Here is a 19,291-nt window from a genome sequence, read left to right as displayed (position 1 = left end):
TCGACGACAGATGTGGAATACGCCCCCCATGAGCTAGGCCAGAATATGACCTCCACAACGACAGGAGGTGTGGCATGGACGGTCTGTTCCAAGCGGTCCATTTACGCGCACGCGGCTACCGAAACGAGGCTAACTTCATCGCGATGATTTATCTAGTTGGTAGTCCTGTCGGGCGTATGCTGGATCTGGCCAATTCCACATGAGCCCGAAAAGCGGCTTGCATCACGGCGGGAGCATTCATGCCATCGTCAACTCTAACGCCAATGGCGTATTCTGGAAGTACATGAAGGCCTATGCGCTCCACCAATCTTCCTGACAGAGCCCGTGGATGCAGCTGAAAGGCCGCCACCCAATCCCTATCGAAGAGACTCATGCAACTCGCAAACCCGAACAGGCTCAAACATCCCCGCTGGTGGTCCCTGCTCGTCATCGGGGCTTGCCTTGGCTATGCCATCGCTACCGTGGCCGTGCTGCCGCTGTGGAGCGTGATCCCCATCACAGGCCTCTGGCTGGGCCTTGGCTGGCTGCTGCGTTGGGGAAAGCCGGCCACGCGACGCCCGCCCCGACGAGTCTGGCCCTGGTCGCTGGTGCCCCTCTGCCTGTGGGGCGTCTACGTCTACCTGGCCGAAAGCTTCGGCATCGTCGAGATCGGGGCGATCTTCTTCCATCTCCAGGCCGGGATCGCCGAGCACGGCGGCAGCAGCCGCCTGCTGGCGGCGGCGCTCTATACCCTGGCAATGCTGGCCCTGCTCGCTGCCTATACCTGGCTGGTGCGTCGTGACCATCGCTGGCGCCTCGTCGACCGCCTGCTGGCACTGGCACTGATCGCCAGCAACCCGCTCTTCTACAGCATGGGACAGCGTAGTGCGGCCATCGTCACCGATGACGGCGCCTGGCTGGATCGTCGCTATGTGGCCCCGACGATCCAGCAGGCGCCGGAGAGTCCACCCAACCTGCTGCTGCTCTACCTGGAAAGCATGGAGCGCACCTATGCCGACCGCCAGCGCTTCGGGGATGCCTATGCCTTCCTCGATGCCCTGGGCCGACGCGGTCATGTCTTCGAGGGTGTGCGCCAACTGGAGAACACCGGCTGGACCATGGCCGGCATGATCGCCAGCCAGTGTGGCACCCCGCTGATGCCCGCGGGCCTGCTCCACGACAACCAGTTCGAGCCTCTGGGCCGCGTGGTTCCCGGTATTCGCTGCCTGGGCGACCTGCTGGATGAACAGGGCTATCGTCTCAGCTTCCTGGGCGGCGCCAGTACCGAGTTCGCCGGCAAGGGAATCTTCTACGAGGACCATGGCTTCGACAGGGTGATGGGACGAGCCAGTCTCGAGCCTCGTCTCGTCGAGCCCGATTATGTCAACGACTGGGGACTCTATGACGACAATCTGTATGACTTTACCATCAACGAGATTCGCCGCCTGGAGGCGGAAGATGCCGGCCCCTGGGGGGTGGTCAACCTGAGTCTCACCGCCCATGCGCCCAGAGGCTATCCGGCGCGGGCCTGTCGAAAGCGTCAGGGCGAGTTCGACGGCGAGGATATCCTCTACTCCGTGGAGTGTTCGGCCTGGCTCGCCTTCGACCTGATCGACCGACTCGAAAATGAAGGGCTGCTGGAGAATACGCTGGTCGTGCTCGCCAGCGATCATCTGACGATGCGTGTGTCGGCCTGGGAGCAACTCATCGCCGGCGAGCGGGACAACACCTTCATGTTGCTGGGCCAGGGTATCGAGGCCGGCCAGCGGACCCATCGAGAGGCCGCCACTATCGATCTTTTCCCCACCATCCTGGAGGCGATGGGCTATACCATCGAGCGCCACCGGGCTGGGCTGGGTGTCTCCCTGCTCTCCGAGCAGCCGACCCTAGTGGAGCAGCATGGCCTGACCGACCTGGCGGCTCGCATGCATGAGGAGACGGCACTTCAGCAGCGGCTGTGGGAGGGCCTGATACCTGAAGGCAGGCAGCAGAAGAGCGGGCAGACCGCTTCCCGGCAGATTCTGGATGCGCTCGGCAATACTGCTGGTGAAGCAAACTCCGGCAAGGACTAACCGCGCATCAGCTCCTTGCGATGGTGGTACGCCACGCGTGAATCGCCCGGTGCACTCGCTCGGGGGCCATCTCCACCAGGCAGCGCGTATGACCCAGTGGGCAGGTACGCTCGAAGCAGGGTGAGCACTCAACGGCCAGATAGTGGATCTCGGCGTTATCGGTCAGTGGCGGCGTATAGGCCGGCGACGAGGAGCCATAGAGCGCCTGGACGCGAATGCCCACCGCCGCCGCCACATGCATCAGCCCCGAGTCATTGGTGACCACCTGCTCGCAGTCGGCCAGCAGGTCCACGGCGTCGGCGAGGCGTGTCTTGCCGCACAGATTATGGGCACCCATCAGCCCATCGACGATCGTCTCACCCGCCTCGACATCCTTGGGCCCTCCCAGCACCCGCACCTCGACCCCCTCTGCTATCAGCGCCTCGGCCAGGCTGCGAAAGTGCTCCAGCGGCCACTGCTTGGCGGGGCCGTACTCGGCACCCGGCATCATGCCGATCGCCGGTGACGCGGCAAGCCCCAGACGCTCGCGCAGGGCGGCCTGATTACTCGCATTCACCATCAGCCGAGGCTGAGGTATGGCGAAGTTGCCCCTGGCCGACTCCTCGGCGGACAGCCCCAGGGAGACGAAACGCTTGACGGTCTGGTCGAGCACGCTCTTGTCGAGACGACGACGCTCGGTGAGCAGACCAAAGCGCTGCTCGCCATGGAAGCCGACGCGTCGTGGGATACCCGCCAGGAAAGGCACCAGCGCCGACTTCCAGGAGCGCGGCAGCACGATGGCTCGATCGAAACGACCCCGCAGCCCGCGAGCCGCCTCGCGGCGTACGGACCAGCCGAACTGGCCATGAGCCACGTCCAGGGCGATCGTCTCATCCACCTCGGGCATGCGCTCGAGGATCGGCAGCGACCAGCCCGGCGCCATCACGGCGAGTGTGCAGCCGGGGTGGCGGTCACGCAGCGTCATCAACAGGCTCTGGGCCATCACCATGTCGCCGACCCAGGAGGGGCCGACCACCAGGATACGCTCGCCGCTTGTCTCCCCCCGCGAAGCCGATTCAGCCATTCAGCCACTCCAGGTACTCGCGTACCCCCTCGGCCACGGTGCGGAACTCGCGATCGTATCCGGCCTCGCGCAGCCGCGAGATATCGGCTCGGGTATAGCTCTGATAGCGCCCCTTCAGCTCATCGGGAAAGTCGATGTACTCGATGGCCCCATGACCATAGTAATCGATCACCGCGTTCCCGATCGCCTTGAAGGGTTCGGCACGACCGGTGCCCAGATTGAAGATGCCGGACGCTTCGGGGTTGTCGAGGAACCACAGGTTCACATCCACCACATCCCCGACGTAGACGAAGTCGCGGCTCTGCATGCCGGCATCAAAGCCATCCCAGGCGCCGAACAGCTTGACGTCCTGGCCGGCGCTGATCTGGGTATGGTGGTGATAGGCCACGCTGGCCATCTTGCCCTTGTGCTGCTCTCGGGGACCATAGACGTTGAAGTAGCGGAAACCCACCACCTGGCTGCGAAATGAATCCCGGTGGATACGCACATACTGGTCGAAAAGCAGCTTGGAGTAGCCATAGACGTTGAGCGGCTTCTCGTGCTCCGGCGCCTCCTGAAACACCTCGCTGCCACCGTAGGTGGCCGCCGAGGAGGCATAGAGGAAGGGAATCCCCCGCTGCTGACAGAAGTGCAGCAGCACCTTGGAGTACTCGAAGTTGTTATCGAGCATGAAGCGGCCATCCCACTCGGTGGTATCGGAGCAGGCTCCCTCGTGAAAGATCGCCTCGATCTCCGGCAGCCTGGCAGACTCTCCGCGCAACTCGGCCTCTACCCGCTGGCGGAAGTCATCCTTGTCCAGATAGTCACCCAGGCTGCAATCGGCCAGATTGACGAACTTGGTGCCGTCGCTCAGGTCGTCGACCACCATCACATCCTGATGGCCACGCTGATTGAGTGCCTTGACCAGATTCGAGCCGATGAAGCCGGCCCCGCCTGTCACTACGATCATGGAGAGATTCCTCTGTTCGGGGCGTGCGCCTATAACCGATCTTCCGGTGATTGTATACTTGAAGCCCTGTGAATTCATGGCCAACGGTGCTTTTCCAATGACACTCGCGACACCAACGTCGACCTCGCCCTCCGGGCCGGCGCCAGACGTCTCAACCTTTCAGGGTCTGATCCTGGCCCTGCAGCAGTACTGGGCCGATCAGGGCTGCGTGGTGCTGCAGCCGCTGGACATGGAGGTCGGTGCCGGTACCTTCCATCCGTCGACCTTCCTGCGCTCCATCGGGCCCGAGACCTGGAACGCCGCCTATGTGCAGCCCTCCCGTCGTCCGACCGACGGCCGCTATGGCGAGAACCCCAACCGCCTGCAACACTACTACCAGTTTCAGGTGGTGATGAAGCCCTCCCCCGCCGAGTTTCAGGAGCTCTATCTCGGCTCTCTCAAGCACCTGGGCCTCGACCCCCTGGTTCACGACATCCGTTTCGTCGAGGACAACTGGGAGTCCCCCACCCTGGGTGCCTGGGGCCTGGGCTGGGAAGTGTGGCTCAACGGCATGGAGGTGACTCAGTTCACCTACTTCCAGCAGGCCGGCGGCATCGAATGCTTTCCCGTGACCGGCGAGCTGACCTACGGCCTCGAGCGTATCGCCATGTATCTGCAGGACGTGGACAGCGTCTACGATCTGGTGTGGACCACTGCCCCGGATGGCTCCAGGGTCAGCTACGGCGATGTCTACCTGCAGAACGAGCGTGAGCAGTCCGCCTATAACTTCGAACACGCCGACGTCGATTACCTGTTCGGTGCCTTCGACCAGCACGAGCGGGACTGCACTAGGCTGCTCGAGGCCAATCTGCCGCTGCCCGCCTATGAACAGGTGCTCAAGGCCTCGCACACCTTCAACCTGCTCGATGCCCGCCACGCCATCTCGGTGACCGAACGCCAGCGCTACATCCTGCGCGTACGCACCATGGCCCGTGACGTGGCCCACGCCTATTTCGATTCGCGCAAGGCCGCCGGCTTCCCGCTGGCTCCCGAGGCACTGCGCCGCGAACTGCTTGAACAGGGAGACGCTTGAGCATGGCTGCCAACACCCTACTGGTTGAACTGGGCGTCGAGGAACTACCTCCGAACGCCATCGACGCCCTCTCCGATGCCCTGGCCGAAGGGCTGCGCCGCGGCCTGAGCGATGCCGATGTCGAGCATGGCGAAATACGTGCGTACGCCACGCCGCGTCGCCTGGCGGTCCAGATCGAGTCCCTGGCCGGCAAGCAGCCCGACCGGGTGGTGGAGAAGCGCGGCCCGGCACTGGCCGCTGCCTTCAAGGATGGCCAGCCCTCCAAGGCCGCCGAAGGCTTCGCTCGCTCCTGCGGCGTCAGCGTGGATGAGCTGATTCACCTGGAAACCGACAAGGGCACCTGGCTGGGGTATCGCGAACAACAGCAGGGGGAGAGTATCGCTGCCCTGCTGCCAGCCATCCTCAAGAAAGCCGTCGCCGCCCTGCCGGTACCCAAGAACATGCGCTGGGGTGCCTCACGGGTGGAGTTTTCCCGGCCGGCACACTGGCTGGTCGTGCTCTATGGCAACGAGATCATCGAAGCCGAGGCACTGGGCCTCGAGGCCGGCCGCACGACCCGTGGCCATCGCTTTCATGCTCCCGACCCCATCGAACTGGCCCACGCCGATGACTATCTCGCCACCCTGGAACAGGCGTGGGTTCTGGCCGACCGCGAGCTACGCCGCGAGCGTATCCGTGAGCAGGTACTTTCGGAAGCGGAGGTGCAGGAGGCCACCGCAGTCATCGATGAGGCGCTGCTGGTCGAAGTCAGCGGCCTGGTGGAGTGGCCCGTGGCCCTCACCGGCAGCTTCGACGAGCGCTTCCTTGAGGTACCGGCCGAGTGTCTGATCTCCTCGATGAAGGCGAACCAGAAGTACTTCCACCTGCTCGATAGCGAAGGCCAGCTGAAGCCGCTGTTTATCACCGTTGCCAATATCGACAGCAGTGAGCCCGACCGCGTCATCGAGGGCAACGAGAAGGTCATTCGCCCCCGCCTGGCCGATGCTGCCTTCTTCTACGATACCGACCGCAGGCGCACCCTGGCCTCTCGAATCGACGAGCTCTCGGGCGTTGTATTCCAGAAGCAGCTCGGCACCCTCGCCGACAAGGCTCACCGTACCGCCGCCGTGGCCGCCTTTATCGCCGGCCAGCTAGGTGGTGATGTCAGCCATGCCCGCCGCGCCGCCGAACTGGCCAAGTGCGACCTGGTGACCGAGATGGTGCTCGAGTTTCCCGAGCTCCAGGGCACCATGGGTCGCTACTACGCCGCTCAGGATGGTGAGCCGGCCGAGGTGGCCCGGGCCATGGAGGAGCAGTACCTCCCCCGCTTCGCGAGCGATGCCACTCCCCGGAGCCGGACCGGCCAGGCCCTGGCCCTGGCCGACCGCCTCGACACCCTGACCGGCATCTTCGGCATCGGCGCCCGCCCCACCGGTACCAAGGACCCCTTTGCGCTGCGTCGCGCCGCCATCGGTGTGCTCAACATCATGGTCAAGGGGGAACTGCAACTCGACCTCCGTGAGCTGCTCGAGCTGGCCGCGGCCCAGCACCAGGAGCTGCCGTACGCCGAGAACCTTGTGGATGAGGTGCTTGCCTACATGCTCGACCGCTTCCGGGCATGGGGTCAGGGTGAAGGCATCTCGACCGAGGCTTACCTGGCGGTGCGTGCACGCCCCGTGACTCGCCCTCTGGATTTCGCCCGCCGCCTGCGCGCGGTAGAGGCGTTCACCGGACGCGACGAGGCCGCCGCCCTCGCCGCTGCCAACAAGCGTGTCTCCAATATCCTTGCCAAGCAGGCCACAGAGGTGAGCAGCACCGTGGATGTCACGCTGCTGCAGGAAGCCGCCGAGAAGAGGCTCCACGACGCGGTAGTCAGTCACCGAGACAGGGTCACGCCACTGCTCGTTGAGGCGCGCTATCAGGAGGCACTGGATGTCCTGGCCGGCCTGCGTGAACCGGTTGATACCTTCTTCGATGAAGTGATGGTCATGGCCGATGATGAGAGGGTGCGCAGCAACCGGCTCGCCCTGCTGGCCGGCCTGCGGGCACTGTTCCTCGAGGTTGCCGATATCGCGCAACTCCAGCAGTAACCCCCCCCTGGCACCATCGAGGCCGGCAGCAACAGCTGCCGGCCTTCTTGTATCTGGCCACCCTGGTGTTTCACATGAAACATGGGCTGCCATTCATGGTGAGGTTTCACGTGGAACATTGCCGTTCCAGCCACACAACGCCACACAGTAGCCAGCCACGCCCTTGACGCCTTGCTCCTTGCTCCTTGCTCCTTGCTCCTTGCTCCTTGCTCCTTGCTCCTTGCTCCTTGCTCCTTGGCAGGCCATGTTTCACGTGAAACACTGCGTGCAACCACCAACCAACCCTGCGAAAAGGAAACGGTGCCGTGCATACCAGCGATCGCCTGGTGATCCTCGACCGAGATGGCGTGATCAACCAGGATTCTGATGACTATGTGAAATCTCTGGCGGAGTGGATTCCCTACCCCAGCGCCATCGAAGCCATCGCGCGCCTGAGCCAGGCCGGCTGGACGGTAGCCGTGGCGACCAACCAGTCGGGTATCGCCCGTGGTTACTATACCGAGGAAACCCTGGCAGAGATGCATGAGGAACTTTGCCGCCAAGTAACCGAGGCCGGTGGCGAGATTGCCCATATCGCCTGGTGCCCTCACGGTCCCGATGACCACTGCTGCTGCCGCAAGCCGCTGCCCGGGCTCCTGGAGCAGGTCCGCGATACCCTGCAGCTGCCAGGTCTGGCAGGCAGCTGGATGGTGGGAGACAGCCTGCGCGACCTGCAGGCCGGAGCCCCCATGGGTTGTCGTCCCGTTCTGGTTCGCACCGGCAAGGGCCAGCGCACCCTCGAGCAACACCCCGAGCTGGCCGCTTCGGATAACGATACGCTGATTTTCGACAGCCTGGCCGACTTCGTCGGCTGGCTTCTAGGAGATGGGGGGTGACAGTGGACGCGGGAGTGAGAGCAAGGATGGAAAGAGAGCGTGAGGCACGAGGGCCCGACTCAGCCTTCCCACGCCTTGAGGTACAGTGATGAAGAGGCCCGTCATCGCTATCGATGACGGGCCTTTTCCAGAGGCCTGATGACGGGCATCAAGGCGATTGGCGGTGTTTCACGTGAAACATGCAATCAGACATCGAGATTGGCCACCAGGGCGAAGCGCTCGATGAAGTCCCTACGCGGCTCCACCTCATCACCCATCAGGGTATTGAACATCATGTCGGCGCCCACGGCATCCTCGATGGAGACGCGCAGCATACGGCGCGTCTCGGGATTCATGGTGGTCTCCCAGAGCTGCTCTGGATTCATCTCACCCAGCCCCTTGTAGCGCTGGATGGAGAGGCCACGCTGAGCTTCATTCATCAGCCACTCCAGGGCGGCGTAGAAGCTCGATACGGTGCGCTTGCGCTCCCCGCGCGACACATAGGCTCCCTCCTCCAGAAGCCCGCTCAGGGTCTCGCCGAGGCTCGTCATGGCGCGATAGTCGGCGCTGGTAAAGAAATCGATTCCCCACACATAGTCGGTCGTCACGCCATGGGCGGCAATCGTCACCGCCGGAAGGTAGAGGCCTCGCTCACTGTCATCCTCGAGATGGAAGCTGTAACGCGGTCCACCTTCATAGGCGAGCTGCGCGTCCATCTCGGTTTGCAGCCCCTCGATCCAGTTCTGCATGGTGACTCGATCACGCAGGCTCACCTCACCGTCGAGAGCCGGGGCATGCACTATCTTGCGCAGCACCTCGTCCGGGTAGACTCTCGATAGACGCTCGATGCGGCGCATGACATCACGATACTGGTCGACCAGTGACTCGAGCTGGGCCCCGCTGATACCTGGCGCATCGGCATTGACATAGAGGCGAGCGCCATCCAGAGCCGTGGTGGTCAGGTAGTCGGTCATCGCCTGCTCATCCTTCAGGTAGAGCTCCTGCTTGCCACGCTTCACCTTGTAGAGCGGTGGCTGGGCAATAAACACATGCCCCCGCTCGATCAGCTGCGACATCTGCCGGAAGAAGAAGGTCAGCAGCAGGGTACGAATATGCGAGCCATCCACATCGGCATCGGTCATGATGATGATCGAGTGATAGCGCAGCTTGTCGGGGTTGAACTCCTCGCGACCGATACCACAGCCCAGAGCGGTGATCAGGGTGCCGACCTCTGCCGACGAGAGCATCTTGTCGAAGCGCGCCTTCTCGACGTTGAGGATCTTGCCCTTTAGCGGCAGGATGGCCTGGGTACGGCGGTCACGTCCCTGCTTCGCACTGCCACCGGCGGAGTCACCCTCTACCAGAAACAGTTCCGACAGACTGGGGTCCTTCTCCTGACAGTCGGCCAGCTTGCCTGGCAGGCCGGCGATATCCAGGGCCCCCTTGCGCCGCGTCATGTCCCGCGCCTTGCGTGCCGCTTCACGGGCACGCGCGGCATCAAGCATCTTGTTGACGATCGCCTTGGCTTCATTGGGCTTCTCGATCAGATACTCGCCAAGCAGGCGCGCCATCTCCTGCTCTACCGCCGTCTTGACCTCCGAGGAGACCAGCTTATCCTTGGTCTGGGAGGAGAACTTGGGGTCCGGCACCTTCACCGAGATGATCGCCGTCAGCCCTTCCCTCGCATCATCACCGGCGGTACTGATCTTCGTCTTCTTGAGCAGCCCTTCCGACTCGATATAGCCATTGAGGGTCCGCGTCAGTGCCGCGCGGAAGCCTGCCAGGTGCGCGCCACCATCCCGTTGCGGGATATTGTTGGTGTAGCAGAAGATGTTCTCGTTGAAGGAGTCACTCCACTGCATCGCCACCTCTACCCCGACACCGTCATCACGCTCGGTATTGAAGTGGAAGACAGGGTTGAGGACCGTTTTGTTGGTGTTGAGGTGATCGACAAAGGCCTTGAGGCCGCCTTCATAGTGGAACAACTCCTCCTTGCCGGAGCGCTCATCGATCAGGCGAATGGCCACCCCGGAATTGAGGAAGGAGAGCTCACGCAGACGCTTGGCCAGGATATCGAAGTGAAATTCGATATTGCCGAAGGTCTCTGCCGAGGGACGGAAGTGCACGCGTGTACCGGAGTTTTCCGTCTTGCCCACCACCGACAGTGGCGCCTGGGGCACGCCGTGGCAATAGAGCTGCTCATGGACGTTGCCGGCACGCCACACCGTCAGGCGAAGCTCCTCGGACAGCGCATTGACTACCGAGATGCCGACGCCATGCAAACCACCGGAAACCTTGTAGGAGTTGTCATCGAACTTGCCGCCGGCATGCAGTACCGTCATGATCACTTCGGCGGCAGAAACTCCCTCTTCCTCGTGAATATCCGTCGGGATTCCACGGCCGTTATCGCTCACCGTCACCGACTCATCGGGATGAATAACGACACGAATCTCGCTGCAGTATCCGGCCAGCGCCTCGTCGATGGAGTTGTCCACCAGCTCGAACACCATATGGTGGAGCCCGGTGCCATCATCGGTATCGCCGATATACATGCCGGGACGCTTGCGTACGGCATCGAGCCCCTTGAGAACCTTGATACTCGATGAGTCGTAGGCCTGTTCGCTCATTGACTGCTCCGTCATGAAATCTGTCACTCCAGTGGCAGCAACGTACCGCTCCCGGACGCCGAGCGTTTCACGTGAAACATCTCGACCGGGGTCTCGGCCTGCCACAGATCCGCCAGGGCATCGTGATCGATGGTGGTGATGAACACCTGGCAGCGCATGTTTTCCAGCCAGCGGCAGAACAGTCGCCGATGCGTGTCGTCCAGTTCCGCTGGAAGGTCGTCAATCAGGTAGACGCAGCGGCGTCCCGTACTGGCTTCCAGCAATCGCCCCTGAGCAAGCTTCAGGGCACTGACCACCAGCTTCTGCTGGCCCCTTGACAGGACCTCCACCGCGGGCCGCTTTCCCAGGCGGATCGCCAGGTCGGCTCGCTGAGGCCCCTGTTGAGTAAATCCCATCTGTCGGTCGACATCGCGGCCCTGTCTCAACAGCTCGTCCAGCGATTTGCGTCGATCCCAGCCGCGAGAGTAGCGCAGCTGAAGATCCTTCAGCGGCAACAGTCCGTTCAGGGTTTCCTCGAAGACCGGGAGAAAGGCCGTGATCCAGGCAGAGCGCATCTCATCGATCCGCTCGCTCCAGTGCACCAGCTCCAGCTCCCAGGCCGCCAGAGAGTCGGGGTCCATTCTACCATGTCTGAGCAGGGCGTTCCGATGTTTCAGCGCCCGCCGCGCGCGCTGCCAGGCCTCCAGGAAGTCATGTTTCACGTGAAACACTCCCCAATCAAGAAACTCTCGCCGGCCAGCCGGAGAGCCCTCTAGAAGCCGGAAGGCATCGGGGTTGATCAGCTGAAGGGGAAGGGTCTCCACCAGTCGAGATAGCCTACTGACACGCTCTCCTGCAAGACGAACTTCAAGTTCGTCCTCATTGCGACGGCGCCTTACGCCGAATGGCACAGGGGGGGAACCGGCGATACGACCATGGACCATCAGTTCATCACCGTCATGGGCAATGACATGTCGCATGTTACGGGTACGGAACGAGCGCCCCATACCCAGAACATGAATGCCTTCCAGCAGGCTGGTCTTGCCACTCCCGTTCTCGCCAGCAATCAGATTGACCTGATTATTCGGCTTAAAATCAACAGGTTGAAGATTTCTCAGGCCATGGAAGACGAGATGATCAAGGGGCATAGACATAAGGGGAGAACATGGCGGCCCGATCGGGCCGCACTGGATAGGTCACAGGCGCATCGGCATGACGACGTAGAGAGCGTCCCCACCACCCGGCTCCTCCATCAGCGCACTGCTGTTGGAGTCTGCCAGCGTCATCTGGATGCGCTCGTCGTCGATGGCATTGAGTACATCGACCAGATAGCCGACATTGAAGCCAATTTCGAGAGAGTCGCCGCTGTATTCGATCGCGATGTTCTCCTCGGCCTCTTCCTGCTCGGGGTTATTGGCCATCACCTTGAGATTGCCCTCCTCGAGGTGAAGTCGCACTCCTCGATACTTCTCGTTGGAGAGAATCGCGGTGCGTGACAGCACCTGCCGCATCTCGGCACGCTCGGCGATGAACACCTTGTCCCCACCGCGGGGAACCACTCGCTCATAGTCGGGGAACTTGCCGTCAACCAGCTTGGAGGTGAAGGTGAAGTCTCCCGTGTGGGCCCGAATATGGCTGGCTCCCAGGGTCAGGCTGACCGGATCCTCACCATCATCGAGCAGGCGCACCAGCTCCAGAATACCCTTGCGCGGTACGATCAACTTCTGAGGCGACTCCACATGAAGCTCCGCCGGACGCGAACAGACCGCCAGGCGGTGGCCGTCAGTAGCCACCGCGCGGATCAGGTTGTCACGCATCTCGAGGAGCATGCCATTGAGATAGTAGCGCACATCCTGCTGTGCCATGGCGAAGGAGGTAGCGTCGATCAGGTGCTTGAGCATTCCCCGCGGCAGACTCAACTCGGTGCTACCCTGACTGTCCTCGATGCTCGGGAATTCGGCGACCGGCAAGGTAGAGAGGGTGAAGCGCGATCGACCACTGCGCAATACGGCGCGCCCATCCTCCAGGGAGAGCTGGATCTCGGCCTGGTCGGGGAGCGACTTGCAGATATCCATCAGCTTTCGGGCTGGCACGGTAACGCCACCAGGCTCATCCACCCGGCTAGCCACGGTGCGACCGATCAACTCTACCTCCAGGTCGGTGCCGGTCAGAGCGACCTCGTCCTGCCCTACCTGAATCAATACATTGGAAAGTACCGGCAGGGTCTGGCGGCGTTCGACCACGCCTGCCACCAGCGTCAACGGTCGCAGCAGCGCTTCGCGGGAGATGGAAAATTTCATGTCGGCTCCACGTCTTGTCCTGAAGGGGTTGCAGCCGGCAGGGGCCCGGCCAGATGGCATGACGACCATTAAACCACAAGCCGGCAGTATCTCGGAGGGCGGAGCGATCAGCTGGCAGGACATTCGCAAAGAGCTTGACAGCCCGGGGCTGATCTGGCGACAAGCTTACGAGGAGGCGCTGTAAATACCTCCCTGTACGCTACCTCGGCCATCCCTGGTCCTCGGACCTCCTCTTCGGCTTGTCCCCAGCGCCCCTTAATTCCGATAACTGCGATAGCGATAGCCCTAGGTCAGCTGGTCAGCAGACGCATGAGGTTCTTGTAGTCCTCACGGATGTCGGAGCTCTCCTCCTGAAGCTGCTTCACCTTGCGACAGGCGTGCAGCACCGTGGTGTGATCACGCCCTCCGAAGGCATCGCCGATCTCCGGCAGGCTATGATTGGTCAACTCCTTGGCCAGGGCCATGGCCACCTGTCGAGGGCGTGCCACTGAGCGAGAACGGCGCTTGGAGAGCAGGTCGGCGAGCTTGATCTTGTAGTACTCGGCCACGGTGCGTTGGATATTGTCGACCCCCACCTGCTTGTCCTGGAGGGCCAACAGGTCCTTCAGCGATTCGCGGATAAAGTCCTGGGTGATCGGCTTGCCCATGAAGTGGGAGTCGGCGATTACCTTCTTGAGTGCCCCCTCCAGCTCGCGCACGTTGGAACGGATCTTCTGGGCGATAAAAAAGGCGGCGTCGTGCGGCAGGTCGACCCTGGCCTGATCGGCCTTCTTCATCAGGATGGCGACACGCGTCTCGAGCTCCGGGGGCTCGATCGCGACCGTCAGCCCCCAGCCGAAGCGGGACTTGAGGCGCTCCTCAACACCACTGATCTCCTTGGGATAACGATCGGAGGTCAGGATCATCTGCTGCCCGCCCTCGAGCAGGGCGTTGAAGGTATGGAAGAACTCCTCCTGGGAGCGCTCCTTGCCGGCGAAGAACTGGATGTCATCGATCAGCAGGGCGTCGACGCTACGGTAGAAACGCTTGAAATCGTTGATGGCGTTGAGCTGCAGCGCCTTGACCATATCGGCCACGAAGCGCTCGGAATGCAGATAGACGACCCGCGCATTCTCGCGCCGGCCCGCCAGGGCATTGCCTACGGCATGCATCAGGTGAGTCTTGCCCAGGCCCACGCCCCCATAGAGAAACAGCGGGTTATAGGCCCCACCGGGATTCTCCGATACCTGGCGCGAGGCGGCCCGAGCCAGCTGGTTCGACTTGCCCTCGACAAAGGTCTCGAAGGTGAAGTTGGGATTGAGGCCACTGGTGTGCTTGAGACTCCCCTCCACCTGGACCTGACGCTCCCCTCCTGGTCGTCGGGCCGATGGCGCGTCGTCTCGGGATGCCTGAATCTCGGCCTCGTCGGCCACCTCACCCCGGGGTCGCGTATGGACCGCCGGAGCTGCCGGCTGCCGTGGCGTCGCCGACACGGGAGTGCCGAGCTCCCGCGGTTGTGGCCGAGGCGCGGCACGCCGGCTTCCCACGCTCAGGACCACCTTGGGCGGCCGCGCCGGGGAGAGCTCGCGCAGCAGTTCGGTGATCCGCTTGGCAAACTTGTCGCTGACCCAGTCGCGCACGAAGCGATTGGGGGCCAGCAGGCACAGCTCTCCCCCTTCGCCCTCCTCTGCCTGAAGCGGGCGAATCCAGGTGTTGAACTGCTGCGAGCTCAACTCATCCTGCAGGGTATCCAGACACTGTTGCCAGAGAGCCAGCGACACGCGACGTCACCACCTTGTCGTAAAACGGCCGGGCATTGTATCGCCACAACACTCGGTTATCCACACCCCGAGGCACCTTGACACACCCTGTGGAAAACAGGCGTATGGTGTGATGACGCCTTCTGTATTGAGTTGTGGGCAATCCAGTGTTGTGGAGAAGGCCCATTTTCATCCACAGGATTCCCGCGTGAAGGGCACCGTTTTTCCCGTCACTATCCACATATTCTATAGCATCCCAACTAGTTGTCGTAATTGATATAAAACCAGTTATCCACAAACAACTTCCCCAGCATTAATAACAAGACATTACAAGATATAAACATTATTGTTATTGATGCGGCGCAAGCCTGCTAGGTACCTGAATCTCCCTCTGGCTGCCGAAATCTCACACCTCCCGGTGCCATCGCCATCACCCCTACCTTGCCGAGAAGTGCAACAAGCACACGGAAAAATTGCACCGCTCGGGGGAAAACACTACAATTTCCGGTCTTGAGCCGAATACGTCCGGGTTCCCAGCGGGAATCCAGGCGCCTCGAAAACGACGAATCGTCCTGAAAACCACGTGGGAATAACGAGTTATGAAACGCACCTTTCAGCCCAGTGTCCTGAAGCGCAAGCGCATGCATGGTTTCCGTGCCCGGATGGCCACCAAGAACGGTCGTGCCGTCCTGGCGCGTCGTCGCGCCAAGGGCCGCAAGCGCCTGAGCGCCTGATCACGGACCCTGCGTGCCCTGTCAAACGTTTCCCCGCCGTCTGCGCCTGCTGACGGCAGGGGACTACCGTCAGGTCTTCGAGAACGCTGCCTTTAAAGTACATGGCAAAGGGCTGATGGCACTCGCCTCGCCCAACGATCTGGGACACCCCCGTATCGGCCTTGTGATCAGCAAGAAGAGCATGCGCCGCGCCGTGGACCGTAATCGTGTCAAACGGCTGGTACGCGAATCGATCCGATTTCAGCAACATCGGCTACCTGCCGTCGACATCGTGATATTGTCACGACGCGGAGTCGGTGAACTGGACAATGAGACCCTGCACCGGCAGCTGTTCGGGATGTGGAAAAGGCTGACTCGCGACGCCAAGAAATCGTTCGCAACACAGCTACCACCGAACATCGAGCCACCCTCATCGGATCGGAGCTCGCGGGATCATGAGCGCACTCCTTCGCAAGACAGGACTTGACGCTGCCGGGGCTACCCTAGAAAGTCCGTGTTCGGAATACAGCCTGCCCCTGGCAGGCTTTTGTCTATCTCGGGCGGCTGAATCGCCTTCCGCCCCTGGCAAGTTCACTACCCACTGGGCAGAACCCTCATGGACGTAAAACGACTCCTATTGCTGATTCCACTGGCGGTGCTCGCCTATCTGATCGTCGTACAGTGGAATCAGGACTACGGCCAGATGGCCGCTGAGCCGCAGGCTCCCTCCTTCACCAGCAGCCAGTCCGCAAACAACGGCTCCCAAGTCGAGAATACTGATGAAGGCCTGGCGGCTCCCACGGCGAACAGTGGCGATCGCATGACGGAGGCGATGCCTGGCGAGAACGCGACAGCGTCCAGCCGAGACCTGGTTGCCGTGATGACCGACGTGCTGGATCTGCGTATCGACCCCCAGGGCGGCGACATCGTCTATGCGGCCCTGCCCCAGCATACGTTGAGCCTCGACTCCGACCGCTCCTATGTGATGCTCTCCGATGGCGAGACGCGCAGCTACGTGGCACGTTCCGGGCTTCAGTTGGATGGCCAGTCCGGGCGCATCGCCTATGCCCCCGAGCAGACCGAGTATCGCCTGGCCGAGGGGGACAACCGCCTCGAGGTAGACCTCAATGGTGAGGTCAACGGTATCGAGGTCATCAAGCGCTTTATCTTTGAACGCAACAGCTATGCGGTAGATGTCGAGTACTTTCTGGCCAACCATACCGAGTCGCCTGTCTCTGCCCGCTTCATCGGGCAACTGGCCCGAGACAACAGCAGTGATCCCTCCTCTGGCCCGAAGATGGGAATGCGCTCCTATCTCGGTGCGGCCTACTCCACGCCCGAGGATCGTTACCTGAAGGTCGACTTCGATGAGATTCAGGAGGGCAAGTTCGAGAACCGCGAGGCCGAGGGCGGATGGGTAGCAATTATCCAGCACTACTTCGTGAGTGCATGGGCACCGCCGCAGAACCAGCAGAATCTCTTCTACGCCACCACCGACTCCCGGGGGCGCAACGTGGCCGCCTTTGCCGGGCCCGTGACGGAGCTGGCAGCCGATGGTGAGGCACGCCTGGGCGCTACTCTGTATGTGGGCCCCAAGGTGCAGGATTATATGGAAGCGGTGGCACCCAACCTCAAGCTGACCGTCGACTTCGGCTGGCTGTGGTTTATCGCCAACCCGCTGTTCTGGCTGCTCGACAAGATTCATGACGTGATCGGCAACTGGGGCTGGTCCATCGTGCTGCTGACCATCCTGGTCAAGACTGCCCTGTGGCCGCTCTCCGCCAAGGCTTACAAGTCCATGGCCCGCATGCGCAAGCTGGGCCCGGAAATGCAGCGTCTCAAGGAGCAGTATGGCGACGACCGCCAGAAGATGTCCCAGGAGATGATGAAGTTCTATCAGAAGGAGAAGATCAATCCTCTGGGGGGCTGTCTGCCGATCCTGGTGCAGATGCCGGTATTCATCGCACTCTACTGGATGCTGCTGGAGTCCGTGGAATTGCGTCACGCACCCTTCATGTTCTGGATTCAGGATCTCTCGGTGAAGGATCCGCTGTTCATCCTGCCAATCCTGATGGGTGCCTCCATGTTCGTGCAGCAGATGCTCAACCCGACGCCGCCGGACCCCATGCAGGCGAAGATCATGCGCATGCTGCCCATCGTCTTCACCTTCTTCTTCCTGTGGTTCCCGGCCGGTCTGGTGATCTACTGGGTGGTGAACAACATCATCTCCATCGCCCAGCAGTACGTGATCACTCGTAAGATCGAGAACGACCCCAGCGTCGGCAAGGGCATGAAGACCAAGTAACCGCTCATTCCCGAGCCACTCCCCGGACCCCCGCCCATGCGGGGGTCTGGCGTTTCTGGGGAGGCGCGACGACAATGCCTGCACCACGCATAGGAGACCCCCATGGCCCCGCTTCACGACCAGGACACCATCGCCGCACTGGCCACTCCGCCGGGACGCGGCGGCGTCGGCATCATTCGGGTCTCAGGCCCGCTCTGTGCAACGATCGCTGAGGCGGTGGTGGGCCACTACCCCGCACCTCGTCACGCGCACTATGGACCCTTTCAAGGCAGCGGCGGCGTGATTGATGAAGGCATCGCGCTCTTCTTCCCCGGGCCACACTCCTTCACCGGGGAGGACGTCCTCGAGCTCCAGGGGCATGGTGGTCCGGTGATCATGGATCTGCTGCTCGGCCGCTGCCTCGAGCTGGGGGCCCGCCCCGCCCGTCCGGGGGAGTTCTCCGAACGCGCCTTCCTCAACGACAAGCTGGACCTCGCCCAGGCCGAGGCGATCGCCGACCTGATCGATGCCAGCTCCCAGGCCGCGGCGGAAAATGCCCTGCGCTCCCTGCAGGGAGACTTCTCGAGACGAGTCGAAGGCCTGGTGGAGCGTCTGATCGAGCTGCGCATCTATGTGGAGGCGGCCATCGATTTCCCCGAAGAGGAGATCGACTTCCTGGGTGACGGCCGGGTGGCGGCGATGCTCGCCGAGGTAAAGGCAGAGCTGGCAATGGTTCGTGCCGCCGCCGGCCAGGGCGCGCTGATGCGTGAGGGCATGAACGTGGTGATTGCCGGTCGGCCCAATGCGGGCAAGTCGAGCCTGCTCAATGCCCTGACCGAACAGGAGACGGCCATCGTCACCGATATTGCCGGCACCACTCGGGACGTGTTGCGCGAGCATATCCATATCGACGGCATGCCGCTGCATGTGATCGACACCGCCGGCCTGCGCGACACGCCGGACGCCGTGGAGCAGATCGGTGTGGCTCGCGCCTGGGAAGAGATCGAGAAGGCCGACCGGGTACTGCTACTGGTCGATGCCGCAGCCACCGACGCCACCGACCCGATGGCCATCTGGCCGGAGTTCGTGGCCCGGCTACCCGACCCTTCGCGGCTGACCCTGGTACGCAACAAGATCGACGCCAGCGAAGAGCGCCCGGGACTCGACTTGTCCACACCCACTCCCATCGTGAAGCTCTCGGCGAAGACCACGGAGGGTGTGGATAACCTGAAGGCGCATCTCAAGGAGGTAATGGGCTTCAACGCCACGGCAGAGGGGCGCTTTTCGGCCCGCCGGCGCCACCTCGATGCCTTGGATCGCGCCGAACAGGCACTCGAGAACGGAGAAGCTCAGCTCACCGGCCACGGTGCAGGCGAGCTGCTCGCCGAGGACCTGCGTGATGCCCAGCAGGCACTGGGCCAGATCACCGGTGAGTTCAGCGCCGATGATCTACTCGGCGAGATCTTCGGCAGTTTCTGTATTGGCAAGTAGACCAATACACCGAGCCACGGCGCTGTCAGCGCCACTCATACAACCCCGCTCGGCGAGATCTTCGGCAGCTTCTGTATTGGCAAGTAGACCAGTACACCGA

General features: G+C 62.1%; 16 protein-coding genes. 10 read left to right on the top strand and 6 right to left on the bottom strand.

The features are described 5' to 3' along the window. Positions 1-74: 74 nt before the first annotated feature. Both E0702_RS20065 and E0702_RS10135 read left to right on the top strand, forming a co-directional pair. Positions 75-203 carry a hypothetical protein gene (locus E0702_RS20065; RefSeq protein WP_272922909.1) on the top strand — a complete coding sequence of 43 codons (129 nt, stop codon included), beginning with the start codon at positions 75-77 and terminating at the stop codon, positions 201-203. A 168-nt stretch (positions 204-371) separates the two neighbouring features. Beyond that, positions 372-2,051, top strand: coding sequence for a sulfatase-like hydrolase/transferase (locus E0702_RS10135; RefSeq protein ID WP_132043442.1), 1,680 nt, complete (start codon positions 372-374; stop codon positions 2,049-2,051). 7 nt (positions 2,052-2,058) lie between these two features. Here the strand turns inward: E0702_RS10135 and waaF are convergent, their stop codons facing one another. Next, a complete protein-coding gene (gene waaF, locus E0702_RS10130; RefSeq protein ID WP_132043440.1) occupies positions 2,059-3,114 on the bottom strand; it encodes a lipopolysaccharide heptosyltransferase II in 1,056 nt (351 codons plus the stop codon). Then, complete coding sequence (rfaD, locus tag E0702_RS10125) at positions 3,107-4,063, bottom strand: ADP-glyceromanno-heptose 6-epimerase (protein ID WP_132043438.1); 957 nt, start codon at positions 4,061-4,063, stop codon at positions 3,107-3,109. Before rfaD ends, waaF begins: the two co-directional genes overlap by 8 nt. 97 nt (positions 4,064-4,160) lie before the next feature. Between rfaD and glyQ the strand changes: the two genes are divergently transcribed. From glyQ to gmhB, 3 genes are all read left to right on the top strand, one after another. Further along, positions 4,161-5,135 (top strand): glycine--tRNA ligase subunit alpha, encoded by a 975-nt coding sequence (gene glyQ / locus E0702_RS10120; RefSeq protein ID WP_132043436.1) that lies wholly within the window; start codon positions 4,161-4,163, stop codon positions 5,133-5,135. A 2-nt stretch (positions 5,136-5,137) separates the two neighbouring features. Then, positions 5,138-7,204 carry a glycine--tRNA ligase subunit beta gene (gene glyS, locus E0702_RS10115; protein WP_132043434.1) on the top strand — a complete coding sequence of 689 codons (2,067 nt, stop codon included), beginning with the start codon at positions 5,138-5,140 and terminating at the stop codon, positions 7,202-7,204. Between the two features lie 305 nt (positions 7,205-7,509). Beyond that, positions 7,510-8,079: a D-glycero-beta-D-manno-heptose 1,7-bisphosphate 7-phosphatase gene (gene gmhB, locus E0702_RS10110; protein WP_240721713.1), complete on the top strand. Its 570-nt coding sequence runs from the start codon at positions 7,510-7,512 to the stop codon at positions 8,077-8,079. 185 nt (positions 8,080-8,264) lie between these two features. Here the strand turns inward: gmhB and gyrB are convergent, their stop codons facing one another. From gyrB to dnaN, 3 genes are read right to left on the bottom strand one after another with little or no spacing between them, the layout of a single operon-like run. Then, a complete protein-coding gene (gene gyrB / locus E0702_RS10105; RefSeq protein ID WP_132043534.1) occupies positions 8,265-10,685 on the bottom strand; it encodes a DNA topoisomerase (ATP-hydrolyzing) subunit B in 2,421 nt (806 codons plus the stop codon). A gap of 23 nt (positions 10,686-10,708) precedes the next feature. Further along, on the bottom strand, positions 10,709-11,812 hold the full coding sequence (recF, locus tag E0702_RS10100) for a DNA replication/repair protein RecF (protein ID WP_132043532.1): 1,104 nt from the start codon (positions 11,810-11,812) through the stop codon (positions 10,709-10,711). Between the two features lie 48 nt (positions 11,813-11,860). After that, positions 11,861-12,964, bottom strand: a complete 1,104-nt coding sequence (gene dnaN / locus E0702_RS10095; RefSeq protein ID WP_132043430.1) for a DNA polymerase III subunit beta — start codon at positions 12,962-12,964, stop codon at positions 11,861-11,863. Here dnaN and E0702_RS10090 point away from each other — a divergent pair. After that, positions 12,963-13,148, top strand: coding sequence for a hypothetical protein (locus E0702_RS10090; RefSeq protein WP_132043428.1), 186 nt, complete (start codon positions 12,963-12,965; stop codon positions 13,146-13,148). The two genes, dnaN and E0702_RS10090, sit on opposite strands and share 2 nt — an antisense overlap. A gap of 106 nt (positions 13,149-13,254) precedes the next feature. Here the strand turns inward: E0702_RS10090 and dnaA are convergent, their stop codons facing one another. After that, a complete protein-coding gene (dnaA, locus tag E0702_RS10085) occupies positions 13,255-14,724 on the bottom strand; it encodes a chromosomal replication initiator protein DnaA (protein ID WP_132043426.1) in 1,470 nt (489 codons plus the stop codon). A gap of 578 nt (positions 14,725-15,302) precedes the next feature. Between dnaA and rpmH the strand changes: the two genes are divergently transcribed. The 4 genes from rpmH to mnmE all read left to right on the top strand — a co-directional run bounded on the left by rpmH (position 15,303) and on the right by mnmE (position 19,191). After that, positions 15,303-15,437, top strand: coding sequence for a 50S ribosomal protein L34 (rpmH, locus tag E0702_RS10080; RefSeq protein WP_027960517.1), 135 nt, complete (start codon positions 15,303-15,305; stop codon positions 15,435-15,437). Positions 15,438-15,450: 13 nt separating this feature from the next. Continuing rightward, positions 15,451-15,903, top strand: a complete 453-nt coding sequence (gene rnpA / locus E0702_RS10075) for a ribonuclease P protein component (protein ID WP_132043424.1) — start codon at positions 15,451-15,453, stop codon at positions 15,901-15,903. A gap of 129 nt (positions 15,904-16,032) precedes the next feature. Further along, a complete protein-coding gene (gene yidC / locus E0702_RS10070) occupies positions 16,033-17,721 on the top strand; it encodes a membrane protein insertase YidC (RefSeq protein WP_132043422.1) in 1,689 nt (562 codons plus the stop codon). A gap of 102 nt (positions 17,722-17,823) precedes the next feature. Further along, on the top strand, positions 17,824-19,191 hold the full coding sequence (gene mnmE, locus E0702_RS10065; protein ID WP_132043420.1) for a tRNA uridine-5-carboxymethylaminomethyl(34) synthesis GTPase MnmE: 1,368 nt from the start codon (positions 17,824-17,826) through the stop codon (positions 19,189-19,191). Positions 19,192-19,291: the final 100 nt, after the last annotated feature.

Origin of the sequence: Halomonas marinisediminis (genome assembly GCF_004347715.1) — a bacterium.
In the GTDB taxonomy this organism is placed as follows: Bacteria; Pseudomonadota; Gammaproteobacteria; order Pseudomonadales; family Halomonadaceae; genus Halomonas; species Halomonas icarae.
The sequence above is the reverse complement of the archived record's forward strand: the minus strand, read 5'-3'. Positions and strand labels throughout refer to the sequence as shown.